Source organism: Kribbella sp. NPDC002412, from assembly GCF_053592935.1.
The window spans coordinates 13,992-40,371 of sequence record NZ_JBSFBL010000028.1 but is presented as its reverse complement, the minus strand read 5'-3'; the positions used below and the strand labels follow the sequence as shown (position 1 = coordinate 40,371).

The following is a 26,380-nucleotide window of genomic DNA, read 5'->3' as shown; positions in this document are numbered from 1 at the left end:
GAGGGCATGTTCCAGAACCAGGAGATTCCCTCGGTCGTGGTGGCCGAGTTGGACGACGCCCTGCTGGCCGAGGCGTTCGTTTTGGATGTGCGTGAGCCGGACGAGTGGGACCGCGGGCACATCGAGGGGGCGAAGCACATCCCGCTCGGTGAGCTGCAGGAGCGCGTCGGCGAGGTACCGCTGGACCAGAAGGTGCTGTGCGTGTGCGCGGTCGGCGGCCGGTCCGGGATGGCGACCCAGTTCCTGAACCAGCTCGGTCGCGAGGCGATCAACCTGGACGGCGGGATGCACGCCTGGCAGACCTCCGGCCGCCCGGTCGCCGTCGGCTGACCGATTCCTGCCGAGGAGAAAACCTTCCGGAAAGCCTCCGGAGACGTTACTTTGTCACCGGTCGGTTGACCGGCGTACACCTGTGCCTCATGTGGCGGTAGAGCGCACCACGTCGGATGGCCGCGTCCGTCCACGTTGGGGAGGCTCCTGTGTCGCTCTTCCGTCCCTTGACCGCGGCGATCGGCGTGGGCGGCCTGCTGGCCGGCGCCGTCGTCGCGCCGGCCGCCGCGAGCCCCGCTCCCGGTGGCATCCCCGACGCCGCGATCGCCGGCGACGGTGTGCTCACGACGCGCGCGGACAGCCCGGTCGCGCCGGGCGTGAACTACACGTCGTTCGAGCGCCTCGACCCGAAGGGCTGGCTCCGCGGTGACATCCTCGCGGCCGACCTGGACAAGCACGGGGTGACGGTCGACTACGTCAACACCGGCAAGGTGTCCGGCGGCACGCCGCTCAGCCGGCAGCTGGCGCGGAAGGGTGCGATCGCCGGGGTCAACGGCGACTTCTTCGACATCAACGACACCACCGCGCCGCTGGGGGTCGGCGTCGAGAGCGGCCGGCTGGTCAACGCGCCGGCGGCCGGGCACAACGACACCGCGGTGATCGGCAAGGACGGCCTCGGCCGGATCGCGGAGCTGTTCCTGCAGGGCAGCGCGACCGACGACGACGCCACCAAGCTCGAGCTGACCAACCTGAACTCGCCGACCGTCAACTCCGGCGGGATCGGCCTCTACACACCGGAGTGGGGCGACGCGGCCCGCACCAGGACCGTCGACGGCCTGCCGACCGTTCGCGAGGTGATCCTTCGCGACGGCGCGGTCGTCTCGTCGGCCGCCACTCCGGGCACCACTCCACTGGCCGCGAACGAGCAGGCGCTGATCGGCCGCGAGGCCGGTGCGACCGCGCTCGCCGCCTTCGAGGTCGGCGACAAGGTCGACGTGCAGTACGGCCTACGCCCGGACGCGGCCGACGTCGCCGTCGGCATCAGCGGTAACTACCAGCTCGCGAAGGACGGCCAGGTTCCGGCCGGCGTCCCGGACGCCGATCTGGCGCCGCGGACCGCGATCGGCTTCGATGCGGATGGCAGCCGAATGCTGCTGCTCACCGTCGACGGCCGCGCGACCGGTTCCCGCGGTCTGTCGCTGAAGGAGATGGGTCAGCTGATGATCGGCCTCGGCGCCGACGACGCGCTGAACCTGGACGGCGGTGGCTCTTCGACCATGCTGGCCCGCTCGCCCGGCGAGGCGGCGCCGCAGGTGGTGAACGACCCGTCCGACGGCGGCGAGCGGGTGATCCCGAACGGCCTCGGCCTGCTGCCGGTCAAGGGCTCCGGCAGGCTGACCGGCTACCGCGTGGAGGCCCAGGGCACAGCGGCCGAGGACCCGGACACGGACGTCTCGCGCAGCTCGCGGGTGCTGACCGGCCTCAGCCGTGTCCTCACGGCGACCGGTCATGACGAGACCTACGCTCCGGCAACGGGTACGCCGTACTGGTTCGCCGGGGGCCATGTGCGCGTCGACCAGCAGGGCGTGGTGACCGGGCGGAAGGCCGGCGACGCGATCGTCACCGCGGCCCGCGGCACAGCGCACGGCCGGATCCAGCTGACCGTCCTCGGCGCACCGACCCGCCTGGCCCCGTCGACCCGGCAGGTGTCACTGTCCGACTCCACCGCCAAGGGCTTCTTCGAGATCGACGGGTACGACGCCGACGGCTTCGGCACCTGGATCGAGCCGCGCGACCTCGAGCTGTCGTACGACGAGACCCTCGTCAAGGTGGTTGCCAAGGGCAATGGGTTCGAGGTGAACGCGCTCAGCGACGACGCGGTGTCGACGGTGATCACCGCGAAGACCGGCAACCTGACCACGCAGCTCAGTGTCACGTCCGGCCTCAGCAGCACGGTGATCGACGAGGTCGACGACCTGTCCCGCTGGGCGGCGAACGCCGTACCGGCCGGTGCGGCGACGGCGTCGCGGTCGGCAGCCGAGGGCCACGACGGCGGGCAGGCGATCGCGCTCGACTACTCGCTCACGGGCACGACGGCGACGCGGGCGGCGTACCTCTCGGTGACGCCGCAGCTGACGCTGCCCGGGCAGCCGCAGAAGCTCGGCGCGTGGGTGTACGGCGACGGCAAGGGCGCCTGGTTGCGGGCGAACGCCTACACCGCGGCGGGTGGATCGCCGCAGACGCTGAACATCGCGGCGTCGGTGGACTGGACCGGGTGGAAGTACGTCGAGGCGGACATCCCGCCGGGGCTGGCGATGCCGCTGCGGTTCTGGCGGATCTACGTCGTCGAGACCGTGCCGACCCGGCAGTACTCGGGCCGGATCATCGTGGACGACCTGACCCTGCGCGGAGCGCCGCCGGTCGACATGGACCCGCCGGCGAAGGTAGCCGACCCGCTGGTGGTGACCGACGGAACGGTGGCGACCGACGGCCGCTGGCGGTTCGCGGTGATGTCGGACGCGCAGTTCACCGCCGACGACCCGAACTCCGACTTCGTCAAGCAGGCCCGGCGGACGATCCGCGAGGCGCTCGCGCAGCACCCGGACTTCCTGGTGATCAACGGCGACTTCGTCGACCGCGGGTTCGCGAACGACATCGCGCTGGCCAAGCAGATCATCGACGAGGAGGTCGCCGGCAAGGTGCCGGTGCACTACGTGCCGGGCAACCACGAGAGCTACGGGCCGGGGGACCTGTCCGAGTGGTCCAAGGTGTTCGGGCCGCCGACCAGCACGTTCGACCACAAGGGGACGCGGTTCATCCTGCGCGACTCGTCGCTCGGCTCGCTGCGGGCCGGCGGGTTCGCGCAGATCCTCGACCTCCGCGCGCAGCTGGACGACGCGGCCGCCAACACGTCGATCCGCAACGTGGTGGTGATGGCGCACCACCCGATCGACGACCCGTCGCCGACCGCCAACTCGCAGCTGGGCGACCGGAAGGAAGCCCGGATGATCGTCGACTGGCTGGCCGGCTTCCGGGCGTCGACCGGCAAGGGCGCCGCGTACATGGCGGCCCACGCGGGAACCTTCGCGGCCTCGCGCACCGACGGCGTCCTGCTGCCGCTGACCGGCAACTCCGGCAAGGGCCCGTCGTCCGCGCCGGACGACGGCGGGTTCACCGGCTGGGCGATGGTCGGTGTCGACCCCAACGCGCGTACGGCGGCCGCCGGTGAGCGCAAGTGGTCGGCGCCGGAGCGGTCCTGGCTCAAGGTCGAGTTCCGGCCGCACGTCGACTCGCTCGAGCTGACCGCGCCTACGTCGTTGCGTCGTGGTGAGACGGCTGCTGCGGGTGCGACCGTCGTACAGGAGAGCCGGCGGGTGCCGGTGGCGTTCCCGGTCTCGGCCGACTGGTGGGGTTCGCGCTCCCTGCACATCGGCCCGGCCCGGACCGCCCCGTTCTGGGCGGTAGCGTCGTACGACCCGGCAACGGGCGAGCTAACCGGCCTACGCCCGGGCACAGCTGAGCTGGGCGTCACGGTCAACGGCACCACCAAGAGCGCCACGATCACGGTGGATTGGTAGCGTCACGGCGTGATTGACGCGAGGGTGCCGGGGCGGTTGTCGGCTGGGGATCGGGTGGCGGTGGTTGCGCCGTCGGGGCCGGTGCGGGCAGAGCGGCTGGAGGTGGGGGTCGAACACCTGAAGGCGTGGGGGCTCGAGGTCGAGGTGCTGCCGTCGGTGCTGGCGGGGCACGAGAAGCTGAGCTACCTCGCTGCGGACGACAAGGCACGGGCCGAGGACCTGCGGAACGCCTGGCTGGACTCCAGCTTCGCGGCGGTGTTCTGCGCCCGCGGCGGGTACGGCGTGCAGCGCATGCTCGAGTACGTCGACTTCGACGAGCTGGCCGCATTACCGAAGTGGTTCATCGGGTTCAGTGACATCACTGCGCTGCACGAGCCGCTCAACGCACGCGGGCTGGTCACCATCCACGGACCGATGGCTGCGGCGGTTGAGCAGCTCGGGTCGGAGGTGGGTCGGCAGCGGCTGCACGACCTGCTGTTCGAGCCGGAGAGCGTCACGGACCTGCTCGCACCCGCGGGCGCGCGGACTGTGGTCGGTGGCGTCGCGGAGGGTCCGCTGCGTGGCGGCAACCTGGCGCTGCTCGCGGCCAGTGTCGGTACGCCGACCTACGCGCCACCGACCGGGGTCGTGGTCATGGAGGACGTCAGCGAGGACGCGTACCGGGTGGACCGGCTGCTGACCCAGCTGCTGCGGGCCGACTGGTTCGCTGAGGTCACCGGTGTGGTCGTCGGCGACTTCAGTGGTGCCGACGACTCCGGACTGGTCAGTGCAGTGGTCCACGATCGGCTCGAGCCGCTCGGTCTGCCGATGGTAGAGGGTGCTGCGATCGGGCACGAGGACTTGAACCTCGCCGTACCGCTGGGACTGCCGGTGCGGCTGGACGCGACCGCGGGGACGCTCGAGCGACTCAGCTGAGGTGCTCGCGGAGGAACGCCAGGGCTTGCGTGTAGCCGTCGATCTTGTTCGTCAGCTTGGCCAGGCCGTGGCCCTCGTCGGGGTAGACGAGGAGCTGGCACGGTACACCGCGAGCCGTCAGCGCAGCGGTGATCTGCTCGGCCTCTGAGAGCGGCACGCGCGGGTCGTTGGCGCCGTGGATGACGAGCAGCGGTGCCCGCAGGTCGTCGACCCGGCTCAACGGGCTCGCCGCCTCCAGGAACTCCCGGTCGGTCGCAAGGTAGCCGTACTCGCGCTCCCGCGTCGCTCGCCGGTAGTCCGACGTGTTCTCCAAGAAGGTCACCAGCGACGCAATCCCCACGATGTCCACACCGGCCGCCCACAACGACGGCTGGAACGCCAACCCCGCCAGCACCATGTAGCCGCCGTACGAGCCACCCCACAGCGCTGCCCGGGACGGATCACAGCCGATCGACGGCAGCCAGGCGTGGATCGCGGCCAAATCCTTCACCGAGTCCAGCCGCAGCTCGCGATCGTCCAGCGAGTACCAGCGCTTCCCGTACGCCGCCGACCCCCGGACATTGGGTACGACGACGGTGTGGCCGGCCGCGGCGAGTCCGGAGACCACCGGGACCCAGCCGCGCATGGCTGCACCCTCGGGACCGCCGTGGATGTGGATGACCGTCGAGCCGAGGTCGGGACCGGTCGGCCGGTAGACGAAGACTGGGACGTGCTCGCCGTCGAACGACGGCACGCGGTGACTCTCGGGGTGCGTCAGCTCGGCGGGGACCTCAGGCGTCGCCGGTGGCCGCATCGCGACGACCTCACCGGTCGCCAGGGTGTAGCGGTAGACCGTGGGCGGTTCGATCGGCGAGTGGTAGGTGATCAGGGCGTACGTGCCGTCGGGAGACCAGACCGGGTCCGGCAGCATGACCGCCCGCGCGCCACAGCCGAGTGGGGGCAGGTCGAGTGGTGCGACCAGCGCGCCGTCCTCCAGCTTGTGCAGCGCCAGCGGGACCAGGCCGTCGTCGATCGTCGCGACGAGTAGATGCTCGCCGTCGGGACACACCCAGCCGGCTAGGTCGTGCTCGTCGTCGACCAGCAGGTCCGACCAGGTCCGGTCGGCGACGTCGTACTGCCGGAGCGCCATCCGGTCTCGGTCGGCGTCGCTCGCCACGACGAAGCCGGACGAGCCGGGCAGCCAGGACACCACCTTTTGGTCGTTGTGAGCGTCGGGCGCCGTCAGCTCGCTGACTGCTCGGGTCGTCGTGTCGACGAGCAGCAGTTGCACCGAGTTGGCCGGTGCGCTGGCCAGGGACAGCACGACCCACTTGCCGTCCGGGGACGCGTCGACCGCCATCGCCCAGCCGCCACCGTCGTACAGCACAGACTCCGCACCGGTCGCGAGGTCATGGGAGACGAGGTCGAAGTCGACGCCGTTGCGGCGGTTGGTGGTGAACAGCACGCGGCCGCCGGTCGCCTGGACCAGGTTGTGCTTGAACGCCGGGTCGTGGACGAGGGGCGTCAGGGTCCGGTCGTCCAGGTCGACGAGCGACAGCTGGCCGCGTTCGTCGCCGCCGGTGTCGTGCTGGACGACCACTTGGCGGCTGCCGGGGACGAAGCGTGCGTTCCGGCAGGTTTCGCCCAGGTCGGTGAGCGCCCGCCAGGTGCCGTCGGGTGTCACCTCGTTGACCTCACGGGTGCCGGTCTCGTCGTAGAGAACCAGCAGGCCGCCCTCGTCGTTCACGTCGAGAGCCAGAGCGGTGGGCAGCGCGAGCAAAGTCGTCAGCAGCACACCTTCAATCCTCACACGAGTTGGTGGGGCAGACCCTCGTGGTCTGCCCCACCGTGTGTCAGCGGTCGCCGTGCCAGGAGTGCCAGAGTGCGGCGTAGGGCCCCTGGGCGCCGACCAGCTCGTCGTGGCCGCCCAGCTCGACGATCTTGCCGTCCTCGACCACCGCGATCACGTCCGCGTCGTGCGCGGTGTGCAGGCGGTGGGCGATCGCCACCACGGTCCGGCCCTCCAGCACGCTGGCCAGCGACCGCTCCAGGTGACGAGCGGCCCGCGGGTCCATCAACGAGGTCGCCTCGTCCAGGACCAGCGTGTGCGGGTCCGCGAGCACCAGCCGGGCGAGCGCGACCTGCTGGGCCTGTGCGGGCGTCAGCGAGATCCCGCCGGAGCCCACCTCGGTGTCGAGCCCGTTGTCGAAGCCGGCGACCCAGCCATCGGCGTCGACCGAGCGCAACGCCGCCCACAGGTCGGCGTCCGACGCGTCCGACCGCGCCAGCCGCAGGTTGTCCCGGACGCTGCCCACGAACACGTGGTGCTCCTGGTTGACCAGGGCAACGTGGCTCCGGACCTGCTCTGCCGACATCTTGTCTAGGGCGGCGCCACCCAAGGTGATGTCACCGACCCGCGGCGAGTAGATGCCGGCCAGCAACCGGCCGAGCGTCGATTTCCCTGCGCCAGAAGGGCCCACGAGCGCAACCCGGGCCCCCGGCTGCACAGTCAGCGTGACACCGTGCAGCACGTCCCGGCCCTCCAGGTAGCCGAACCGCACGTCGTCCGCGAGGACGGTCCGGCCTTCCGGCTCGTCCTGCTCACCGGACTCGGCCGCCTCGACCTCACGCACTCCGACCAGTCGCGCCAGTGACACCTGCGCGACCTGGAGCTCGTCGTACCAGCGGATCATCATGTTGACCGGCTCGACCAGCATCTGGATGTACAGCGCGCCCGTGGTGAGCGCGCCGACGGTCAGCCAGCCCTGGATGGCGAAGCCGCCACCGATCACCAGCACCGCCGCCAGCGCGACCGTGTGGGTCATGTTGATCACCGGGAACAGGACCATCCGCAGGTAGAGCGTGTACCGCTCCCACGCCACCCACTGGCCGATCCGGGTGTCGCCCAGCGCGATCCGGCGACGGCCCAGCCGGTGCGACTCCACGGTCCGGCCGGCGTCGACGGTCTCGGCCAGCGCCGAGGCCACCGCGGCGTACCCGGCAGCCTCCGACCGGTACGCCGCAGGCGCCCGGCGGAAGTACCAGCGGCCGCCGATGATCAGGATCGGCGCCGCGATCACGACCGCCACCGCCAGCTCCGGCGCGGTGACGATCAACGCGCCGATCAGCAACGACGCCCAGATGATCGCGATGGTCAGCTGCGGCACGGCGTCCCGCATCGCGTGCGAGAGCCGGTCGATGTCGGTGGTGATCCGGGACAGCAGGTCACCCGTCCCGGCGCGCTCCAGTACGCCTGGCGGCAGGCCGACCGCCCGGATCAGGAAGTCCTCGCGCAGGTCCGCAAGCATCTCCTCACCCAGTACGGCGCCGCGCAGCCTGGTCAGCCGGACGAACACCGTCTGCACCGCGAGCGCGATGACGAAGCCGATCACGACGTACGGCAGGTCGACGTCGCGCTCGCCGCGGGACAGCTTCTCGACCACGTTGCCGAGCAGCCAGGGCCCGACCATGCCGCTCAGCGCCGCCGTCGCGTTCACCAGGGTCAGCCAGGCGAACGCGCGGCGATGCCGGCGGAACAGTGTCTTCAGGTAGGCGCGCACGGTGGCGCTACCCGCTACCGGCAGTCGCGCCGCCTCCTGCGGCGCTGCCGGGTCGTACTCGGGGCGCTTCACGCCGTCTCCTCGAGAGTTGGCTCTTCTTCACGGGTGACCACCGCGCGGTAGCGCGGGTTGGTGTGCACCAGCTCGTGGTGGGTGCCGACGGCATCGACCCGGCCGTCCGGCACGAACACGACCCGCTCCGCGCGGTCCAGCATCAGCGGGCTGGAGGTGAACACCACAGTGGTCCGGGCGGCTCGCAGCAGCCGGAGACCGTCTGCGATCCGCGCCTCGGTGTGCGCGTCGACCGCACTGGTCGGCTCGTCCAGCACCAGCACCTGCGGGTCGACGTACAGCGAACGGGCCAAGGCCACACGCTGCCGCTGACCACCGGACAGGGACCGCCCGCGCTCGGTCAGCACGGCCTGCATCGCGTCCGTCTCACCGGCCGGCAGCGTCTGCCGCAGTACGTCGAGAATGTCCGCGCACTGCGCTGCGTCGAGCGCTGTCTCTGGAGACACCGCCCCACTCGCCGGCACGTCGAACAGCTCGCGCACGGTCCCGGACAGCAGCACCGGGTCCTTGTCCTGCACCAGCACGACGCTTCGCGCGGACTCCAGCGGAATGTCGTCCAGCGCGACACCGTCGAGCAGCACCGAAGCCTCGTCGTCCTCGGCAGCCGGGCTGTGTCCACCCAGCCGGTCGGCCAGACGACCACCTGCGTCCGGGTCACCGCAGACGACCGCAGTGAAGCTCCCAGCCGGCACGTGCAGCCCGGAGACCGGGTCGAGCAGGTCGCCTTCCGGCAACTGGGCCGCGGCGGTGCCCTTGGTCTCGTCGGTCCGCTGCAGCGACAGCACTCGCGCGGCCCGGCGCGCCGACACCTTGGAGAAGATGAACGCGCTCGCCGTCTCCTCGAACGTGTGCAGCGGCACCAGCATGAAGGTGATGAACCCGTACGTCGTGACAAGCTCGCCGACCGAGATCCGGCCCGACAGCACCAGCCGGACACCCATCCATACGATGATGACCAGGAACAGCCCGAACATCAGCACCTGGAGAGCCGCGATCAGCGACCACATCCGGGCACTGCGGACTGCGCTGGCCCGGTACTCCTGCGAGGCCGAGCGGTAGCGGTCCAGGAACAGCTGCTCGCCACCGATGCCACGCAGCACGCGCAGCCCGGCGACGGTGTCGGCGGCCAGCTCGGTGGCCCGGCCGCCCTTGGCCCGCTGCGCGTCCGCGCGACGCTCCGCGGGACCCATCAACGGCACGATCGAGAACGCCAGCACCGGTACGGCGACGGCCACCACCAGACCGAGCTGCGGTTCGTAGAGGAGCAGCCCGATGACCACGGCGAAACAGGTCAGCAGCGCGGCCGCGAACCGGCCGAGCACCTCGACGAACCAGCCGATCTTCTCCACGTCGCCGCTGCTCACGGCGACCACCTCGCCGGCGGCGATCCGCCGGGTCAGCAGCGACCCGAGCTCCGCGGCCTTGCGGAACAGCAGTTGCTGCAGGCGCGACGCCGTACTGATCCAGTTGGTCACCACGGCGCGGTGGAAGTACGAGTCGGCGCCGGCTTTGGCGGCGCCGAAGGCGAGCAGCAGGCCGCCCGCCAGGAACAGCTTGGGCCAGGACAGGTCGATCACGGCCTGGACGGCCAGGCCGACGGCGACCGGAGCGGCGGCGATGCCGCCGAAGTAGAGGAGACCCCAGAACAGCGCGATCGCTTGACCGCGCAGCTGCTGGTGCTCCAGCCAGAGAATGAGTCGGAGGCCGGACCGGGTGTCCGGCACACCCGGGTCGGCGAACGGAATGAGGCGCAGCGACATGACGTCTCACAAGAAGGCATAGGAGGGTTGAAGAAGGCACCTGACCAGGCGAATGGATCAAGCCTAGGCGGGCCCGCCGACAGTCCGTCAAAGGGTTTTCGAGCCGGTAGTACAGTCTTCAAGTACGCCGATGAGAGGGAGCCGGGTGGAGGAACTGACGCGCAGGCGACGGCTGCTGATCCTCGGCATCTGCTGCTTCAGCCTCTTCATCGTCGGGCTGGACTCCACCATCGTGAACCTCGCGCTGCCGGCGATCCGGGCCGATCTGGACGCGGACGTCTCCAAGCTGCAGTGGACCATCGACGCGTACACGCTGGTGCTCGCGAGCCTGCTGATGGTCTCCGGCTCGACCGCGGACCGGATCGGTCGCCGGCGGACGTTCCAGGCCGGGCTCGTGCTGTTCGGGATCGGGTCGCTGCTGTGCGCGTTCGCGCCGACCGTCGACCTGCTGATCGCGTTCCGGATGCTGCAGGCGGTCGGCGGTTCCATGCTCAACCCGGTCGCGATGTCGATCATCACCAACACGTTCACCGATCCGCGCGAGCGTGCGCAGGCGATCGGGGTCTGGGGTGGCGTGGTCGGGCTTTCGATGGCGGTCGGGCCCGTTGCCGGCGGCGCGCTGGTCGACGCGGCGGGCTGGCCGTCGATCTTCTGGATCAACGTGCCGGTGGCGTCGGTCGCCGTACTGCTGACCGTTCTGTTCGTGCCGGAGTCGCGGGCCGCGGTGCCGCGGCGGATCGATCCGGTCGGGCAGGTGCTGGTCGTGCTGCTGCTCGGCGGAGTGACGTACGGGATCATCGAGGGGCAGCGGGCCGGGTGGACGTCGCCGCTGATCATCGGGTGCTTCGCGCTCGCGCTCGTGTCTCTCGTGTGTCTGGTGGCCTACGAGCGGCGGCGGGAGGAGCCGTTGCTGGAGCCGCGATTCTTCCGGAGCGCGCCGTTCTCGGGGGCGACGCTGATCGCGGTCGCGGGGTTCTCGGCGCTGTCCGGGTTCCTGTTCCTGAACTCCTTGTACCTGCAGTCGGTGCGCGGCTTCTCGGCGTTGCACGCCGGGTTGCTGACGTTGCCGATGGCGGCGATGACGGTGGTGTTCGCTCCGCTGTCCGGCTGGCTGGTCGGGCATCGCGGGCCGCGGCTGCCGCTCGTGGTTGCCGGGAGCATGCTCGGCGCATCCGGGCTGCTGTTGTCACGGCTCACCGTCGATACGCCGACGCTGATGTTGCTGGGCGGCTATCTCGTCTTCGGGCTCGGGTTCGGGATGCTGAACGCGCCGATCACGAACGCCGCGGTGTCCGGGATGCCGCGATCCCAGGCCGGTGTCGCGGCCGCGATCGCGTCGACCAGTCGCCAGGTCGGCGTCTCGCTGGGCGTCGCGATCGTCGGGACCGTGCTGACCGCGCGGCTGGTGGGTCCGCTGGAGAGCGGGTTCGTCGACGCTGCCCAGTTGTGCTGGTACATCATCGCCGGCTGCGGGCTGCTCGTCCTCGTGCTCGGCCTGATCACGACCGGCGGGTGGGCACGCCGTACCGCTGCTTCCGTCGCTGAGGACCTCGTCAGGGCTCGGTGATGCCGGCGCGGGCGAGGGCCTTCAGGCGACCGCGGAGGATCTTCTGGCGGCGCTCCTCGTCGGGGAACAGGTCGACGTACGCCGTGCCTTTCGCGGCCAGGAGGTCGTCGTCGAGCCGCCGTACCGTTCCGGCCGGGAAGCGGTGGGTCATCGCGGCCTGCACGGCGGAGCTGTCGATACCGGCGAGCAGGTCGGTCAGTTGCTCCTCGGTGGTCACGCCGAGCCGCGCGAGCACGCTGAGGATCCAGGCGTAGTGGTTGGTCTTCGCGTGCGGCGCGTCCGGGTAGCGCCGGGTCAGGTACGTCGTCAGCGTCGCGGTGGTCAGGTCGCGCGGCGTCTTGTCCGGCTGGGTCGCCGCCAGCTCGCGGTACAGCCGGTCGATCTCGGTGAACTCGTTGTCCGCCAGCTCCATCAGCGCCGCCGCCAGCAGGAACCGCCGGTCGAACTCCGGCTTGCGGTCCGGCGGGATGTCCAGCTTGTACCGGATGTCGTGCTCGAACTCGGCCCACGCGTGCTGGACCGCCGTACGCACCTGGATCTCCATCGTCAGGTTCTTCAGTACGGCGTACTCCGGCAGCTCCCGGCGGTGCGGGTTCAGCCGGACCAGGTAGTGCTTGCTCGCGTACCCGAACACGCCCTGCGCCCGGGTGTGCGCGCCCATGTCGGTGTGCTCGACGATCTCGAACTCGGCCTCGATCACCTCGCAGACCCGGTCCACCGCCTCGACCAGGAAGGTGATCACCCGGGCCGCGACCAGGTCGGTGATCTGGTTCAGCGGGTCGTCGTACTTCGGCCGCGCCGGGTCGTCCGGGTGCGGTTTCGACGCCTTCGCCAGGAACGACTCCGGGTCCTTCGCCCGGGCCGTGGCCGTCAGGTAGTTGATGCCCTCCTCCTCGCCGATCAGCTCGTTGATCAGCGACTCCAGCTTCCGGGCACCCCCGACGTACTGCTGATGCACCCGCTCGTACAGGCCCGCCGCCTGCCGGGCCCACTCCCCAACCATGGCCGCACCCTAGTGGTCTTGGCGGGCCTAGGCGCGTCTAGCGGAATCTAGTCCTGACACTAGAAAGCTGTAGACAACGCTGACACGACACGCTCTCCCGCTCGCTACCGAAATCTAAGGAAAACGCTAGACGCGGTCATACAGTGAAATGCATGGATCCGATCCGGAATCCCTATGCGCCCGGCGCCGGTCAGCGGCCGCCTGAGCTGGCCGGACGCGACACCGAGGTGCGGCAGTTCGAGGTGGTCCTCGAGCGGGTCGCGGCAGGCAGGCCGGAGCGGAGCCTGGTGCTCAGCGGGCTCCGGGGTGTGGGTAAGACGGTGCTGCTGAACACCTTGCGGAGCCAGGCGATCAAGCGGGCCTGGGGCACCGGGAAGATCGAGGCCCGGCCGGACCAGAGCATCCGGCTGCCGATCGCGCAGGCGATCCACACCGCGATGCGCGAGCTCGGGCACCGGCACCGCGACGACGAGCGGGTCGACGAGTTCAGCGCCGTACTGAAGGCCTTCGCGCTGCGGACCGGGGCTCAGGACCGGAAAGGGATCCGGTGGCACCCGCCGGTCGAGGTGGCCGCGGCGAAGGGGCGGGCCGACTCGGGCGACCTGGAGATGGACCTGATCGAGCTGTTCTCCGACGCGGCCGACCTGGCCGGCGACCTGTCCGTCGGGGTCGGGCTGTTCATCGACGAGATGCAGGACATCTCTGCCGACGACCTGTCCGCGTTGTGCGCCGCTTGTCACGAGATCTCGCAGCAGAGCGCGCCGCTGGTCGTCGTCGGGGCGGGCCTGCCGCATCTGCCCGCCGTACTGTCGGCCAGCAAGTCGTACTCGGAGCGGCTCTTCCGCTATATCCGCGTCGACCGGCTGGCGCGCGAGGCGTGCGACCGCGCGCTGATGATCCCGGCCGAGAGCGAGGGCGTCCGGTACGACGAGGAGGCGCTCGACGAGCTGTACGCCCAGACCGACGGCTACCCGTACTTCGTCCAGGCCTTCGCGCACGCCACCTGGGACCACGCCCCGACCTCCCCGATCACCATCAAGGACGTCGCCGTCGCCGCCCCCGAAGCCTCCGCCGAGCTCACCGTCGGCTTCTTCGGCTCCCGCTACGAACGCGCGACGCCCGCCGAACGCGAGTACATGCGCGCCATGGCCGAGCTCGGCATCGGCGTCGGCGACGGCTCCGTCCCCACCGCCGAAGTCGCCAGCACCCTCAACCGCAAGCCCCAGTCCCTCTCCCCCGCCCGCGACGGCCTCATCAAGAAAGGCCTCGTCTTCTCCGCCGAACGCGGCACCGTAGCCTTCACCGTCCCCCACTTCGGCAAATTCCTCCGAACCCGAACCGCCTGAACCCCGCGTGCACGCCGAACTTCCTGAATGAGGGATGTAGAGAACGCCGCGGCGGCCTCGTCCTTCGGGCAAAGGAACCACTAGCGGAGGAGGATCTCGGGATGGCGATCAAGCGGATGGACCACATCGGTGTCGTGGTGGAGGACCTCGCGGCGGCGAAGGCGTTCTACCTCGAGCTCGGTATGGAGCTCGTCGGTGAGACCACGGTGTCCGGAGACTGGGTGGAGGGTGTGTCCGGACTTCCGGGGGTGGTGGCGGACATCTCGTTCCTCCGGACGCCCGACGGACACGGGCAGCTCGAGCTGACGACGTACCGCACGCCGCTCGCGTCGACCCTCGAGCCGTCCGCGCCGCCGAACACGCTCGGCCTCCGGAACCTGATGTTCGTGGTCGACGACGTCCACGACACCGTCGACCGGCTGAAGGCGCACGGCGGCGAGCTGGTCGGCACCATCGAGGAGTACCAGCCCTCGCTGTTCTTCTGCTACCTGCGCGGACCGCAAGGCGTCATCATCGCCCTCGCCTCGGAGCGCGACAGCTGACACGCCCCGGCTGGGACGCCGCTTTCGCCGGCCAGAACCGACCGCCGGCCCGCTCCCTTCGGATCGTTTGTGGCTGATGGCACGGAGCTGGGGTTTCGGGAGAGTGGAGAGGGTGGGTAGGGTGAATCGTCATGACGAGACCGCGGACCGGACGGCGTGCGGATGCGCCTGTGCGGACGCGGCGGGCCGGGCGGCACAGCCGGAAGAAGTCGTACAAGGCGCAGTGGTTTTCGGTGACTGCTCTGGCGGTGCTGGGGACTGTGGTCGTGGCGCATCCGGACGCGACGAATCAGCGCAGTCTGGCGGCTGAGGTGGCGGCGGGAGTGGCTGCCTCGGCGACCGAGATGCCGGTGAGTGTGGTGACGCCTACTCCGGTGGCGACGCCGACGCAGAAGTTCACGACGCCGCAGCGTCCGGCGCCGACGTTGACGCGGCCGCCCAAGGGGTCGAAGCCGAACTACTCGGTGTCCAGCGGCAAGCTGGCCGTCGTGCCGGGGTTCGACAAGGCGAGCGGGGTCCGCGACAAGCTGACCTACCGGGTGGAGATCGAGCAAGGGCTGTCGGTCAACGGCGCCGCGGTCGCGCAGATCATCCACAAGACGCTGACCGATGCGCGCGGGTGGCAGGCGATCCACCCGGTGAACTTCGAGCGGACCGACAAGGTGGACGCCGACCTGCGGATCATCCTGGCGACACCGACGCTGACCGACAAGCTGTGCCTGCCGCTCGACACCGGCGGTGAGGTGTCCTGCCGGGTCGAGGACCGGGTCGTGCTGAACGCGAAGCGCTGGATGTACGCGATCCCGGCGTACTCCGGGAACGTCGCGCTCTACCGCAACTACCTGGTCAACCACGAGGTCGGCCACGCGCTCGGCCACGGTCACTCCACCTGCGGCAAGGCGAAGACGCCGGCGCCGGTGATGATGCAGCAGACCAAGGGCCTCGCCGGCTGTCTGCCGAACGCCTGGCCGACGATCAAGGCCACCTGAGCAAACCTCGGGTGACCTGAGCGAAACCCTCGTTCGTGAGAGGCTGGGTCCGAGGGGAGGCAGCAGCGATGTCGTCACAGGATTTCCCGACGTACGGCCGCGGTGAGCAACCGGAGCAGCCGGCCGAGGAGCACCACTACGCCCCGCCGACGCCGTACGGCGGCAGCAGCTACGGCGCCCCGCCTCCCGGCCAGCAGCAGCCGGACCACTACGCCCAGCCGCAGCCCTACGGCTCCCCACCCGGTCAGTACGGCGCCCCGCCGCCACAGGCACCGCCCGGCGCGTACACGCAACCGCCGAACTACCGCCCCGGCAGCCCCTACGGCACCGCGGCGCATCCACAGCAGCACGAGCTGCCGCAGTACGGCCGTGAGCTCCCGGTCGCACCGCGTGATCCGCGCGCGGCACGGGTCGTGCTGCTGGCCACGATCATCGCCGCCGTCTACGGCCTGCTCGTCCTCTCGGTCCAGCGGGTCGCCCTGCGCGAGATCTCCCAGGCTCCCGGCTCCCCGCTGAACCACCCGCTCCGCACGGACGTCATCGACACGATCGGCCAGTTGCTGCTGCTTCTGGTCGGCGCGGCCGCGATCGTCATGTGGACGCGGGACGTGCTTGCCCGCCGCAAGGTCGGCCGCGACATCGAGCCGCCCGAGCTGGGCGGCCTGCTCCTGGTCGGGGTGTCGCTGGTGCCGCTCCTGATCTGGGCGGGGATGGTGCTGTCGACCGGCATGGGCGCCATCGACGACTCGCTGGACCGGCTGCCCACGGCGTACGGCTGGGGCGGGATCGGCCTGCTGATCCTTGCCGCCGGCTTCCTTCTCGGCTACCGCGAGCTGAAGCCGGACGTGTCCAGCCCGGTCGTCCAGGCCGCGCCGGCTCGTCCGCCCTGGGAGTGAGCATCCCGATCGTCCTGGTCCCGGGCCTCGGCCTCGGGGCCAAGTCGTACGCACCCACAATCGAGCACCTCACCACGCCGTACCGGATCGTCACGCTGCCCGGGTACGGCGAACCCGCCGGGCCCGGCGACGACCTGCGACCACAAGCCCTGGGTACGGCGGTCGCCGACAAGATCCGGGAACGGTCGGTGCTCGTCGGGCACTCGGCCGGTGCGCAGATCGTCGTCGAGACCGCAGTCGCCCATCCGGAACTCGTCCACGCCCTGGTCCTGATCGGGCCGACCGGAGATGCGGGCACGGTGAGCTGGCTGGGCCTCGTGACCCGCTGGCTCGGCTCGACGATCCCAGAATCCCCCCGGCTGATTCCAGTCCTTGCTCCGCAGTACGCGCAGACGACCTTCCGCTCGATCGCCCGGGCGGCAGAAGCGGCCCGGCGCCACGACCTGCCCGCAGTCATCACCCGGGTGCGGGCGCCGGTGGTGCTCGTGCGCTGCCGGCATGACCAGCTGTGCCCGGCCGAGTGGGTCGAGCGGCTCGCCGCGCTCACCCACGGTGAAGCCCGGACCTTGCCGACCGGCTCCCATATGCCGGTGCTGACCAACGGCCCGGAGCTGGCCGCTCTCATCCAGCGGGCAGCGAATGCGCCGGGTCAGCCATGAAGCGCTATCGTTGACGCGGTAGCAAAACCGATGCGGGAGCTCGCACGACGCGCGGGCTGAGAGGGCGACGCCGGGTCGCCGACCGCCTGAACCTGACCGGGTAATGCCGGCGTAGGGAGCGGGTCACCATGACCAGTACTGCTGTTCGTCCTGCCAAGCAGACCGAGGCGCCGCTCGTCCTCACCACGGACGCGCCGCGCACGCTCGGCTTCTTCGACCAGTTCACCCTCTGGGGGAACCTCGGCATCTCGCTGTTCGGCCCGGTGACCGGTGCGCTGGTCGCGGCGTACACGGGCTCGTTGGCCCAGGGCCTGCTCGCGGTCGTGATCGGCTGCGGCATCGGTGCGCTGGTGCTCGGCGGTGCGGCCGTGTTCGGTTCGCACACCGGGGCGCCGGCGATGGCGTGCCTGCGCGGCCTGTTCGGCCGGCGCGGTTCGATCGCGCCGACCGTGCTGAACATCGCGCAGAACGTCGGCTGGGCGACGATGGAGATCATCGTCATCTCGCAGGCGGCGGTGGCGGTGACGAGTGAACGCTGGCGCTGGTTGTTCGTCGTACTGGCCGGAGTGATCGCGACGGTGATGGCGGTCCGGCCGCTCGGCAGCGTGAGAGTGCTGCGCAAGTTCATGGTCTGGCTGGTGCTGATCGCGTCGGTGTACCTGTTCGTGCAGGTGCTCAGCAAGCCGGTGCAGGATCTCCCGCAGGACGGCGTCTTCGGCTTCTGGCCGGCCGTCGACGTGGCCGCCGCCGGGGTCGTGTCGTTCGCGCCGCTGGCCGCCGACTACACCCGGCACTCCCGCACGAACAAGGCAGCCTTCGCCGGATCGTCGCTGGGCTACGGGATCGCGGCGATCGTGTACTACTCCCTCGGTGTGTTCGCCGTCGCGACGCTGGGGACCAACAGCACCGACGTGATCACCGCGCTCGTCACGCTGCCGGCCGGTGCGATCGCGCTGTTCGTGCTGCTGGTGGACGAGGTCGACGAGGCCTACGCGAACGTCTACTCGACCACGATGGCCGCGCACAACCTGGTCGGCCACATCGACCGGCGGTGGATCTCGGTCGCGATCGGCGTGCTCGCGACCGGGCTCGCCCTGATGGTTGACCTGGGCAACTACACGCAATTCCTCTACCTGATCGGCTCGGTCTTCATCCCGCTGTTCGCGGTCGCGATCGCGGACTTCTTCGTGGTCAGCAAGATGAACTGGGACGTCTCCGGTACGGCGCGCTTCCGCTGGCAGCCCGCGGTCGCCTGGCTGATCGGCTTCGTCGCCTACCAGCTCGTCAACCCCGGCACGGTGAAGGGCTGGTCGCCGTTCTGGACCGACGTGCAGCAGTGGCTGTTCGACCACCAGCCGGTGCCGACCTGGCTGGGGGCGACGTACACCTCGATCGTCGTGTCGATGCTGGCCGCGGTGCTGCTCGGCCGGATCGGGCGCCGACCGCTGGACAACTGACCCGGAGTAACCGGGATACTTGCGCAATGCTGAACTCCGCACTGCGCAGCCGGGCCGAGTACGCGGAACTGGGGGCCGACGGACTGGCCGCGCGTACCACGCCCGAGCGGGACGCGGCGATCGTGAAGGCCGTCGAGGAACTGCTCCAGGGCCGTGAGTCGGTGCTCGACCTGTGCTGCGGGTACGGCCGGATCGCGCTGCCGCTGCGCCGGGCCGGGAAGGTGGTGCGGGCGCTGGACATCTCACCGAACCTGATCGAGGCCGGTAAGGCGAAGGCGGCCGAGGAGGAGCTGCGGATCGACTGGGCGATCGGCTCGATGACCGACCTGCCGTACAAGTGGGACGCGTTCGACGCGGTGATCTGCCTGTGGACCGCGTTCCACGAGCTGTTCGCCGAGGACGAGCAGGTGTCCACGATCTGCGAGATCTCGCGGGTGCTGAAGCCGGGCGGGGTGGCCATCATCGAGGGCCCGGTGTGGGGGCCGGCGACGGCGGCCGAGATCGCCAACGGCATGCGCCAGGGACCGGAGCACCGGATCGTCACCACCGAGCACTTCGGCGCCAGCAGCGTGCACTTCATCCACGACGAGGCCAGCTACGGGCGCTTGTGCGCGGCCGCCGGAATCGAGGACTACAAGGTTTACAAGCGGGACTGGGGCGGCCGTCGCCGGCTCATCCTGGAGATCCACCAGCCGGGTAATGACTGACGCGTCAGGAATTTGAGCACCGGGCCCGGATCCCTTCCAGGCAAGGGAAAACAAGAAGCAGATCCCCACTCCACACTGGGGATCTGCTCCTTTGTTCTTCGAGTGTAAATGCTTTCTGGCCGGCGCGTGAAAAGTCAGTTTTTTGCTTCGAGATTCAGCAAGAATCGTTTCGCGTCCAGTCCGCCGGCGTACCCGGTGAGGGCTCCGTTCGCGCCGATCACCCGGTGGCACGGCAGCACGACGCAGACCGGGTTCGCGCCCAACGCCGTGCCGACCGCGCGGGCCGCGCTCGGCCGGTCGATGTCTCCGGCGACCGCGCCGTACGTCGTCGTACGCCCGTAGCTGGTGTGCGCCGGCAGGTCGGCCAGAACGAGTCGCTGGAACGGCGTCGCCAGCGCGAGGTCCACGTCCAGCTCGAACGCGTGCCGCCGACCGGACAGGTACTCGTCCAATTGCCGCCGTACGTCGTCCAGCGCCCGAGGCTGCCGTAGTACGCGCGGGGACACGGCCTTGGCGAGGCGGTTGGTCATGGTCTCCTCGTCGCCGAAGGAGCTGGCCACGACACGGCCGTCGGCGACCGCGAGCAGCAGGGTTCCGATCGGGGTGTCGTGCAGGGTGTAGGCGACATCCGCGGTCGGGAAGACCGGTGGTTTGAGGTCAGGTGCGGTGAGCCGGGCCAGCCGGCTCTCGAGGTCAGTCATCATTCACTCCGAGTTTGGTGCGCAAGGTCGCGAGCGCGTCGCTGACGAGTCGCCGCGACGCGGCAGGCGTGGTGTCCAGGGCGGCGGCCACGCCGTGGTGGTCGAGGTCGCCGACGTACTTGAGCGTGACGGCGAAGCGCTGGCGTTCGGGTAGCTGGTTGACGGCGTGCCAGAGGTCGGAGTCCGGCCAGTCCGCGGCGTCGGGGCCGGCGACCGCGATCGGCGGGGCTTCGTCGAGCGGGCTCTGTGGTCTTCGAGCCCGGTGTACGTCGGTCGCGCAGCGGGCCGTGATGGTCAGCAGCCAGCTGCGGAGGTTCTTCGCCGAGGTGAGTCCGGGGTAGGCGGCGAAGGCCTTCTCCCAGGCGCGCTGGGCCACGTCGTCGCCGTCGACCGGCCCGGCCAGCGCACGCGCCAGCCGTGCCACGTCCTGCCAGTGCGCGTCGACGAGCGCCTGGAACGGCGGCAGCGAGACCTTCTCCGGAGCCATCACGTCAGTAGAACGCATGCCCGGACGCTGATGTGAGGGTGGTTGGTCCGGATCCCGAGATTGTGCAGTTACTCAGTAGACTTTAGTGCGAAGATTGCTGACATGACGACGACCTTGCTCACCCGCCGTCGCGTCATCGATCTTCTGCGGACGGCGAGCGCCACCTGTCGGTGACCCCCTGACCCGTTGTTCCGGCGGTTCTCCCGCCGTACGAGGCGTCTGAACCGCCTCCCACCCCGCCCGGCTGTGCTGGTCGCTGCTGCCCGAAAGCCGGTCGTCCCTGCCCCGTTCCGAGGGAGAGACATGTCTGTACCTGCCTTGAACCGTCCTGCCCTGGCCGTAGTTCCCGACCGCCTGGAGGAGCGGACCGTCGACGCCGACGTCTACCGGTCCGTCTTCCGTCGCCACGCCGCCGGTGTCGTGGTGATCACGGCGGACGCCGGCCACGGTCCGGCCGGGTTCACCGCCACCTCACTGGTCTCGGTCAGCCTGCTGCCGCCGCTCGTCTCGTTCGCCATCGCCACCAGCGCGTCCAGCTGGCCGACGGTCAGCAAGGTCGGCAGCCTGGTGATCAACTTCCTGTCCGCCGACCAGCAGTCCATCGCCGGCCGGTTCGCCACCAGCGGCATCGACCGGTTCGCCGAGCCGACCCGCTGGTCCCGGCTGCGCACCGGTGAGCCGGTGCTGGACGAGGCGCCGAGCTTCCTGCGCGCCCAGGTCGAGCACCGGTTCGCGGTCGGCGACCACTACCTGGTCGTCGCCCGCCTGACCACTCACTCCGAACGGCGTGAGCACGAGCCGTTGCTGTACCACGACGGCCGCTACGCCACCGCCACCCCGCACCCGAAAGCAGTCATCCATCATGTCTAGGTCCCGCACATTCGCCGTACTCGCCGCCGCAGCCGCCACCGTCGCCCTGGTCGCCGGCTGCGGTGGTGACGCCCAGGCCGGGGGTGGCGGCGGCGCCAAGCTCGCTCTCGACGCCGCGCTGCCGAGCACCGTCCCGGACGGCGTGAAGATCGTCGTGGGCGATCCCACCACCCAGAAGGCGCTGGAGCTGTCCGGCCAGCTCGACAAGGTGTCGAAGTTCGTCCAGTTCGCCAACCTCAGCGGCGGCCCGCAGACCACCGAGGCGTTCCGGGCCAAGGCGCTCGACGTCGGCTCGGTCGCGGAGATCCCGCCGATCCACGCCACCTGGACCGGCCTGCACGTCAAGATCGTCGCCTCCAAGTTCCGCCAGGACGCGCTGAACCACCCGATCTACCAGCTCGGCATCGCCCCGGGGACGACGGTGAAGACCCTGGCCGACCTGCGTGGCAAGAAGATCGCCTACAGCCCGGGCCAGGCGCAGGGCGCCCTGGTTCTCAAGGTGCTGAAGAAGGCCGGGCTGACCAAGGAGGACGTCAAGCTGGTCGAGCTGCCGAGCACCGGTGACGTGTACTCGCAGGCGCTGGCCGGCAAGCAGGTCGAGGTCGCGCCGATCGGCGGTGTGCAGATCAAGCGGTACCTGACCAAGTACGGCAAGGACGGCGCGACCACGATCCAGCACGGCCTGCGCGACGACGCCGGTCACCTGTACGTGGCCACCGAGTCGCTCGAGGACTCGGGCAAGGCTGCCGCGATCCGCGCGTACGTCGCTGCCTGGGGTGTCGCCCAGGAGTGGATCGACAAGCACCCCAAGGAGTGGATCGCGGGGTACTACGTGAAGGACCAGGGCCTGACCGAGGCCGACGGCCAGTGGCTGGTCGAGAACGCCGGTCACCCGGACATCAGCGCCGACTGGAGTGACGCGATCCAGCGTCAGCAGGAGACGATCGAGTTGCTCGCCAAGGAGACCGGCAAGCCGGTGGTCCAGGCGAAGGACCTCTACGACCTGCGCTTCCAGACCGTCGCCGCCGACGCGATCAAGGGAGCCGCCAAATGAGCGCCACCACACTGCCGGGCCTGCGCACGAAGGAGGTGACCGGGGCTCCTGTCGTGCGCCGTCGCCGGCTCGGACCGGGGAAGCAGATCAAGGGCGGCGCCGTCCTCGGGCCGATCCTGCTGCTGGTGATCTGGAGCATCGGCTCGGCCACCGGCGCGCTGGATCCCCGGGTCCTGTCGGCGCCCTGGACCGTGGTCACCACCGCCGGCGACCTGATCGCCGACGGCCGCCTGCAGTCGAACCTGTGGACCTCCACCCAGCGGGCCGTCATCGGACTCGGTCTCGGCATCGTGCTGGGCGTCGTACTCGCGCTGATCTCCGGCCTGTCCCGGATCGGCGAGGCGGTCCTGGACGGGCCGATCCAGATCAAGCGGGCGATCCCGTCGCTGGCCCTGCTGCCGCTGCTGATCCTGTGGCTCGGCATCGGCGAGTCGATGAAGATCGTCACCATCCTGCTCGGCGTCTTCGTGCCGATCTACATCCACACCCACAACGGCCTGCGCACCATCGACGCCCGGTACGTCGAGCTCGCCCAGACCGTGGGGCTGTCGCAGTGGAACTTCATCCGCCGGGTGGTCCTGCCGGGCGCGCTGCCCGGGTTCCTGCTCGGCCTGCGGTTCGCGGTCACCGGCGCCTGGCTGTCGCTGGTCGTCGTCGAGCAGATCAACTCCACCAGCGGTATCGGCTACATGATGGAGCTGGCCCGCACGTACGGGCAGACCGACATCATCATCGTCGGCCTGGTCCTGTACGGCATCCTGGGCCTGCTGTCCGACGGCGCCGTCCGCCTGATCCAAAGGAAGGCCCTGTCATGGCGCCGCACGCTGGACTCCTGACCGCCGCCGTCCAGGTCCGCGACCTGGTACGGCGGTACGACGACCGCGCCGTCCTGGACGGTGTCGATCTGGACATCGCGCCCGGCGAGTTCGTGGCGCTGCTCGGGAAGAGCGGTTCCGGCAAGAGCACGCTGCTGCGGGCGCTGGCCGGGCTGGACTCGGGTGTCGACGGGTCCGGTGAGCTCGTCGTGCCGGCGAACGTGTCCGTCGTCTTCCAGGACTCGCGGTTGTTGCCGTGGGCACGGGTGCTGGACAACGTCGTACTCGGACTGGGCGCCGCTGACGACCGAGGCCGGGAGAGCCTGGCGGAGGTCGGGCTGGCCGGACGAGAGAAGGCGTGGCCGAACGAGTTGTCCGGCGGTGAGCAGCAGCGGGTCGCGTTGGCGCGGTCGCTGGTGCGTGAGCCGGAGCTGCTGCTCGCGGACGAGCCGTTCGGGGCGCTCGACGCGCTGACCCGGTTGAAGATGCACGTCCTGCTGCGGAAGCTGTGCGCTGCGCACCAGCCCGCCGTACTGCTGGTCACGCACGACGTCGACGAGGCGATCGTGCTGGCCGACCGGGTGATCGTGCTCGACGAAGGAAAGTTGGTCGCGGAGGAGCGGATCGAGCTGACCGCACCGCGGAGTCCCGCCGATCCGGGGTTCTCCGCAGTGCGCAGCCGGCTGCTGGATGCATTGGGGGTTTCGTTGTGAGCAAGCACTTGCACCTGAACGCGTTCCTGATGAGCACCGGGCACCACGAGGCGTCCTGGCGGCTGCCGGAGAGCAACCCGTTCGCGAACACGTCGGTGGCGCACTACCAGCAGCTGGCGCGGATCGCCGAGCGCGGGAAGCTCGACTCGATCTTCTTCGCCGACTCCCCGGTGCTGTTCGGGGACGTCGGCCGGCGTCCGGCCGGCTCGCTGGAGCCGACCGTGCTGCTCACCGCGATCGCCGCCGTCACCTCGCGGATCGGGCTGATCGCCACCGCGTCGACGACGTACAACGAGCCGTTCAACCTGGCCCGGCGGTTCGCGAGCGTGGACCACGTGAGCGGCGGGCGCGCGGGCTGGAACGTGGTCACCACCGCGGGTCCGGAGGCGGCGAAGAACTTCAACCTGGCCGACCAGCCGGCGCACGCCGAGCGGTACGACCGGGCCGCGGAGTTCCTCGAGGTCGCCTACAAGCTGTGGGACTCGTGGCAGGACGACGCTCCGATCGCCGACAAGAAGGCCGGTGTCTGGGCGCTGAACGACCGCGTGGTGCCGATCGACCACGTCGGCCGGCACTTCCAGGTCCGCGGGCCGCTCAACCTGCCGCGGTCGCCGCAGGGCCATCCGCTGATCGTCCAGGCCGGCTCCTCGGAGGACGGGAAGGGGCTGGCCGCCCGGTACGCCGAGGCGGTCTTCACCGCCCAGCAGACGCTGGAGGACGCGCAGGACTTCTACCGCGACCTGAAGGCGCGGACGGCCGCGCTCGGGCGCGACCCGGACACGATCAAGATCCTGCCGGGGATCGTGCCGGTGATCGGCGGGACGGTCGAGGAGGCGTTGCGCCTCGAACGTGAGCTGGACGAGCTGATCCGGCCCGAGTACGCGCGGCTGCAGCTGGCCCGCACGTTGCGGGTCAAGCCGGAAGACCTCCCGTTCGACCAGCAGCTGCCGGCCGACCTGCCGGACGAGGACGAGATCGAGGGCGCGAAGAGCCGCTACACGCTGATCGTCACGCTGGCGCGGCGGGAGAAGCTGACCGTGCGCGAGCTGATCGGCCGGCTGGGGGGTGGCCGCGGGCACCGAACCTTCAGCGGTACGCCGGAACAGGTCGCGGACGCGATCCAGGACTGGTTCGAGGCGGACGCGGCCGACGGGTTCAACATCATGCCCGCCGTACTGCCGTCCGGCCTGACCGCCTTCGTGGACGAGGTCGTCCCGATCCTGCAGCAGCGCGGGCTGTTCCGGACCGAGTACACCGGGACGACGTTGCGGGAGCACTACGGTCTCCCCCGCCCCGCCGGGCGCGGCACCGCCTCGTTGCAGGAGGCAACCGCCTGATGCGCCGGGTCGGCCCTGTCAGGTGGCAGGGCCGACCCGGACCACCAGCTTCCCGACCGCGGCACCGTCCTGCATGACGCGGTGCGCCACGCCGATCTCCTCCATCGTGAACACCCGGTCGATCCGGATCGGAAGCTTGCCGTTGGCCACCAGGTCGACGTACCGCTGGAACGCCTCCGCGGGCAGGTCGCTGCTCTCCCCGCCGTACGCCGTCAACCGGACGCCGTTGGGCAGGTAGCCGATCGGGTAGAAGTCCGGGACCGTCCAGTTGTCACTGAGCATGCCGGTGAAGCACACGGTGCCGTGGACCGCGGTCGCCTTGAGCGTGTCCGGCAGGACGTTGGTGCCGATCAGCTCCAGAGCCGCGTTGACGCCCTCCGGCACGATCTCCCGGACCTGCGCGGCCACGTTGCCGTCGTCAACGATCGGGTGGTCGACGCCGAGCTCGCGGAGCACTTCGGTGCGCTGCGGATTGCGGGTCGTCGAGAACACCGTCAGCCCGCGGTCCTTCGCGATGGCAGCCGCTGCCACCCCGACGGACGACGTTCCGCCGCGGATGAGCAGGGTCTGACCGGGCTCGATCGCGAGGCCGGTGTGCAGCGAGCCGTGGGCAGTCTGCAGCATCTCGGGGAGTGCGCCGAGCGTGGCCCAGTCCAGGTCGGTGTCGACCGGGATCACCGACGACGCCGGTACGACGGTGTACTCGGCGTACCCGCCGTCGTACTCGCGGCCCATCCCGCCCATCATCGCGACCACCTGCTGACCGGGTTCGAACTCGCCGCCCGGCGCCGCGTCGACAGTGCCGGTCGCCTCGATGCCGGGGATGACCGGGAAGCGGGCGTTGGTCGCCAGGCCGGCGCGGAGGTGGTACTCCGACCGGTTCAGCCCGAACGCCTCCACCTTGATCCGCACCCAGCCGGGTCCAGGCTCGGGCACCGGGACCCGCCGTACCCGCAGGTCCTCCGGCTCGCCCGGTCCGTCCAGCACCACCGCCCGCATCTCCATGCGCCCATCCTCGCCAGCGCGTCAAGCAGCAGTCAGCAATCGTTTTCCACCATCGGCGTGCCTGCGTGACCTGGTGACTTGGGCCCGTGACAGAGTTG

The 26,380-nt window shown here is 70.2% G+C and carries 23 protein-coding genes and 1 riboswitch; of the genes, 16 read left to right on the top strand and 7 right to left on the bottom strand.

Annotated elements, in window-relative coordinates; all coding sequences use genetic code 11:
• Positions 1 to 6: 6 nt before the first annotated feature.
• The 3 genes from ACWCOV_RS22550 (at position 7) to ACWCOV_RS22540 (ending at position 4,763) form a co-directional block, all read left to right on the top strand.
• Entirely contained in the window at positions 7 to 330 is a 324-nt protein-coding gene (locus tag ACWCOV_RS22550) for a rhodanese-like domain-containing protein (RefSeq protein WP_449831255.1), read from the top strand.
• A 149-nt stretch (positions 331 to 479) separates the two neighbouring features.
• Positions 480 to 3,848: a phosphodiester glycosidase family protein gene (locus ACWCOV_RS22545; RefSeq protein ID WP_449831254.1), complete on the top strand. Its 3,369-nt coding sequence runs from the start codon at positions 480 to 482 to the stop codon at positions 3,846 to 3,848.
• A gap of 9 nt (positions 3,849 to 3,857) precedes the next feature.
• Positions 3,858 to 4,763, top strand: coding sequence for a S66 peptidase family protein (locus ACWCOV_RS22540; RefSeq protein ID WP_449831253.1), 906 nt, complete (start codon positions 3,858 to 3,860; stop codon positions 4,761 to 4,763).
• Here the strand turns inward: ACWCOV_RS22540 and ACWCOV_RS22535 are convergent.
• Genes ACWCOV_RS22535 through ACWCOV_RS22525 form a run of 3 tightly spaced genes read right to left on the bottom strand, consistent with a single transcriptional unit; the run spans position 4,756 to position 10,134 of the window.
• A complete protein-coding gene (locus tag ACWCOV_RS22535) occupies positions 4,756 to 6,537 on the bottom strand; it encodes an alpha/beta fold hydrolase (RefSeq protein ID WP_449831252.1) in 1,782 nt (593 codons plus the stop codon). The genes ACWCOV_RS22540 and ACWCOV_RS22535 overlap by 8 nt on opposite strands.
• Before the next feature lie 58 nt (positions 6,538 to 6,595).
• The gene (locus ACWCOV_RS22530) at positions 6,596 to 8,374 is read right to left on the bottom strand and encodes an ABC transporter ATP-binding protein (RefSeq protein WP_449831251.1); all 1,779 of its coding nucleotides are present in this window, start codon (positions 8,372 to 8,374) and stop codon (positions 6,596 to 6,598) included.
• The gene (locus ACWCOV_RS22525; RefSeq protein ID WP_449831250.1) at positions 8,371 to 10,134 is read right to left on the bottom strand and encodes an ABC transporter transmembrane domain-containing protein; all 1,764 of its coding nucleotides are present in this window, start codon (positions 10,132 to 10,134) and stop codon (positions 8,371 to 8,373) included. The genes ACWCOV_RS22530 and ACWCOV_RS22525 overlap by 4 nt, the downstream gene beginning before the upstream one ends.
• Before the next feature lie 145 nt (positions 10,135 to 10,279).
• On the opposite strand from ACWCOV_RS22525, the gene ACWCOV_RS22520 reads away from it, so the two are divergent.
• On the top strand, positions 10,280 to 11,701 hold the full coding sequence (locus ACWCOV_RS22520; protein ID WP_449831249.1) for an MFS transporter: 1,422 nt from the start codon (positions 10,280 to 10,282) through the stop codon (positions 11,699 to 11,701).
• On the opposite strand, the gene ACWCOV_RS22515 is transcribed toward ACWCOV_RS22520, so the two are convergent.
• Positions 11,688 to 12,704, bottom strand: coding sequence for a GTP pyrophosphokinase (locus tag ACWCOV_RS22515; RefSeq protein ID WP_449831248.1), 1,017 nt, complete (start codon positions 12,702 to 12,704; stop codon positions 11,688 to 11,690). The genes ACWCOV_RS22520 and ACWCOV_RS22515 overlap by 14 nt on opposite strands.
• Positions 12,705 to 12,856: 152 nt before the next feature.
• On the opposite strand from ACWCOV_RS22515, the gene ACWCOV_RS22510 reads away from it, so the two are divergent.
• The 7 genes from ACWCOV_RS22510 (at position 12,857) to ACWCOV_RS22480 (ending at position 19,300) form a co-directional block, all read left to right on the top strand.
• Positions 12,857 to 14,050: an ATP-binding protein gene (locus tag ACWCOV_RS22510; RefSeq protein WP_449831247.1), complete on the top strand. Its 1,194-nt coding sequence runs from the start codon at positions 12,857 to 12,859 to the stop codon at positions 14,048 to 14,050.
• 101 nt (positions 14,051 to 14,151) lie between these two features.
• Positions 14,152 to 14,592, top strand: a complete 441-nt coding sequence (locus tag ACWCOV_RS22505) for a VOC family protein (RefSeq protein ID WP_449831246.1) — start codon at positions 14,152 to 14,154, stop codon at positions 14,590 to 14,592.
• A gap of 131 nt (positions 14,593 to 14,723) precedes the next feature.
• A complete protein-coding gene (locus ACWCOV_RS22500) occupies positions 14,724 to 15,581 on the top strand; it encodes a DUF3152 domain-containing protein (RefSeq protein ID WP_449831245.1) in 858 nt (285 codons plus the stop codon).
• 68 nt (positions 15,582 to 15,649) lie between these two features.
• Positions 15,650 to 16,477, top strand: coding sequence for a hypothetical protein (locus tag ACWCOV_RS22495; RefSeq protein WP_449831244.1), 828 nt, complete (start codon positions 15,650 to 15,652; stop codon positions 16,475 to 16,477).
• Positions 16,474 to 17,136 carry an alpha/beta fold hydrolase gene (locus ACWCOV_RS22490; protein ID WP_449831243.1) on the top strand — a complete coding sequence of 221 codons (663 nt, stop codon included), beginning with the start codon at positions 16,474 to 16,476 and terminating at the stop codon, positions 17,134 to 17,136. The genes ACWCOV_RS22495 and ACWCOV_RS22490 overlap by 4 nt, the downstream gene beginning before the upstream one ends.
• A gap of 22 nt (positions 17,137 to 17,158) precedes the next feature.
• Positions 17,159 to 17,271, top strand: a riboswitch (TPP riboswitch).
• A complete protein-coding gene (locus ACWCOV_RS22485) occupies positions 17,265 to 18,593 on the top strand; it encodes a purine-cytosine permease family protein (protein ID WP_449831242.1) in 1,329 nt (442 codons plus the stop codon). (Overlaps the previous riboswitch by 7 nt.)
• 26 nt (positions 18,594 to 18,619) lie before the next feature.
• Positions 18,620 to 19,300 (top strand): class I SAM-dependent methyltransferase, encoded by a 681-nt coding sequence (locus ACWCOV_RS22480; RefSeq protein WP_449831241.1) that lies wholly within the window; start codon positions 18,620 to 18,622, stop codon positions 19,298 to 19,300.
• Positions 19,301 to 19,434: 134 nt separating this feature from the next.
• Here the strand turns inward: ACWCOV_RS22480 and ACWCOV_RS22475 are convergent, their stop codons facing one another.
• The gene (locus ACWCOV_RS22475) at positions 19,435 to 20,001 is read right to left on the bottom strand and encodes a methylated-DNA--[protein]-cysteine S-methyltransferase (protein ID WP_449831240.1); all 567 of its coding nucleotides are present in this window, start codon (positions 19,999 to 20,001) and stop codon (positions 19,435 to 19,437) included.
• A complete protein-coding gene (locus ACWCOV_RS22470) occupies positions 19,994 to 20,506 on the bottom strand; it encodes an RNA polymerase sigma factor (protein ID WP_449831239.1) in 513 nt (170 codons plus the stop codon). Before ACWCOV_RS22470 ends, ACWCOV_RS22475 begins: the two co-directional genes overlap by 8 nt.
• Before the next feature lie 285 nt (positions 20,507 to 20,791).
• Here ACWCOV_RS22470 and ACWCOV_RS22465 point away from each other — a divergent pair, with 285 nt between their 5' ends.
• The 5 genes from ACWCOV_RS22465 to ACWCOV_RS22445 are packed head-to-tail and all read left to right on the top strand — an operon-like array spanning position 20,792 to position 25,277.
• Positions 20,792 to 21,358 (top strand): flavin reductase family protein, encoded by a 567-nt coding sequence (locus ACWCOV_RS22465; RefSeq protein ID WP_449831238.1) that lies wholly within the window; start codon positions 20,792 to 20,794, stop codon positions 21,356 to 21,358.
• Positions 21,351 to 22,412 carry an ABC transporter substrate-binding protein gene (locus ACWCOV_RS22460; protein ID WP_449831237.1) on the top strand — a complete coding sequence of 354 codons (1,062 nt, stop codon included), beginning with the start codon at positions 21,351 to 21,353 and terminating at the stop codon, positions 22,410 to 22,412. Before ACWCOV_RS22465 ends, ACWCOV_RS22460 begins: the two co-directional genes overlap by 8 nt.
• Positions 22,409 to 23,248, top strand: a complete 840-nt coding sequence (locus ACWCOV_RS22455) for an ABC transporter permease (protein WP_449831236.1) — start codon at positions 22,409 to 22,411, stop codon at positions 23,246 to 23,248. Before ACWCOV_RS22460 ends, ACWCOV_RS22455 begins: the two co-directional genes overlap by 4 nt.
• Entirely contained in the window at positions 23,224 to 23,940 is a 717-nt protein-coding gene (locus ACWCOV_RS22450) for an ABC transporter ATP-binding protein (RefSeq protein WP_449831235.1), read from the top strand. The genes ACWCOV_RS22455 and ACWCOV_RS22450 overlap by 25 nt, the downstream gene beginning before the upstream one ends.
• Entirely contained in the window at positions 23,937 to 25,277 is a 1,341-nt protein-coding gene (locus ACWCOV_RS22445) for an LLM class flavin-dependent oxidoreductase (protein ID WP_449831234.1), read from the top strand. Before ACWCOV_RS22450 ends, ACWCOV_RS22445 begins: the two co-directional genes overlap by 4 nt.
• A gap of 18 nt (positions 25,278 to 25,295) precedes the next feature.
• On the opposite strand, the gene ACWCOV_RS22440 is transcribed toward ACWCOV_RS22445, so the two are convergent.
• The gene (locus ACWCOV_RS22440) at positions 25,296 to 26,282 is read right to left on the bottom strand and encodes a zinc-binding alcohol dehydrogenase family protein (RefSeq protein WP_449831233.1); all 987 of its coding nucleotides are present in this window, start codon (positions 26,280 to 26,282) and stop codon (positions 25,296 to 25,298) included.
• Positions 26,283 to 26,380 lie beyond the last annotated feature (98 nt).

What these genes read in the sequence shown, in the direction of transcription:
- ACWCOV_RS22550 (WP_449831255.1), top strand. Translation starts at nt 7, where the DNA reads ATGTTCCAGAACCAGGAGATTCCCTCGGTCGTGGTGGCCGAGTTGGAC.
- ACWCOV_RS22525 (WP_449831250.1), bottom strand. Translation starts at nt 10,134, where the DNA reads ATGTCGCTGCGCCTCATTCCGTTCGCCGACCCGGGTGTGCCGGACACC.
- ACWCOV_RS22515 (WP_449831248.1), bottom strand. Translation starts at nt 12,704, where the DNA reads ATGGTTGGGGAGTGGGCCCGGCAGGCGGCGGGCCTGTACGAGCGGGTG.
- ACWCOV_RS22510 (WP_449831247.1), top strand. Translation starts at nt 12,857, where the DNA reads ATGGATCCGATCCGGAATCCCTATGCGCCCGGCGCCGGTCAGCGGCCG.
- ACWCOV_RS22505 (WP_449831246.1), top strand. Translation starts at nt 14,152, where the DNA reads ATGGCGATCAAGCGGATGGACCACATCGGTGTCGTGGTGGAGGACCTC.
- ACWCOV_RS22500 (WP_449831245.1), top strand. Translation starts at nt 14,724, where the DNA reads ATGACGAGACCGCGGACCGGACGGCGTGCGGATGCGCCTGTGCGGACG.
- ACWCOV_RS22495 (WP_449831244.1), top strand. Translation starts at nt 15,650, where the DNA reads ATGTCGTCACAGGATTTCCCGACGTACGGCCGCGGTGAGCAACCGGAG.
- ACWCOV_RS22485 (WP_449831242.1), top strand. Translation starts at nt 17,265, where the DNA reads ATGACCAGTACTGCTGTTCGTCCTGCCAAGCAGACCGAGGCGCCGCTC.
- ACWCOV_RS22480 (WP_449831241.1), top strand. Translation starts at nt 18,620, where the DNA reads ATGCTGAACTCCGCACTGCGCAGCCGGGCCGAGTACGCGGAACTGGGG.
- ACWCOV_RS22475 (WP_449831240.1), bottom strand. Translation starts at nt 20,001, where the DNA reads ATGACTGACCTCGAGAGCCGGCTGGCCCGGCTCACCGCACCTGACCTC.
- ACWCOV_RS22470 (WP_449831239.1), bottom strand. Translation starts at nt 20,506, where the DNA reads ATGCGTTCTACTGACGTGATGGCTCCGGAGAAGGTCTCGCTGCCGCCG.
- ACWCOV_RS22465 (WP_449831238.1), top strand. Translation starts at nt 20,792, where the DNA reads ATGTCTGTACCTGCCTTGAACCGTCCTGCCCTGGCCGTAGTTCCCGAC.
- ACWCOV_RS22460 (WP_449831237.1), top strand. Translation starts at nt 21,351, where the DNA reads ATGTCTAGGTCCCGCACATTCGCCGTACTCGCCGCCGCAGCCGCCACC.
- ACWCOV_RS22455 (WP_449831236.1), top strand. Translation starts at nt 22,409, where the DNA reads ATGAGCGCCACCACACTGCCGGGCCTGCGCACGAAGGAGGTGACCGGG.
- ACWCOV_RS22450 (WP_449831235.1), top strand. Translation starts at nt 23,224, where the DNA reads ATGGCGCCGCACGCTGGACTCCTGACCGCCGCCGTCCAGGTCCGCGAC.
- ACWCOV_RS22440 (WP_449831233.1), bottom strand. Translation starts at nt 26,282, where the DNA reads ATGGAGATGCGGGCGGTGGTGCTGGACGGACCGGGCGAGCCGGAGGAC.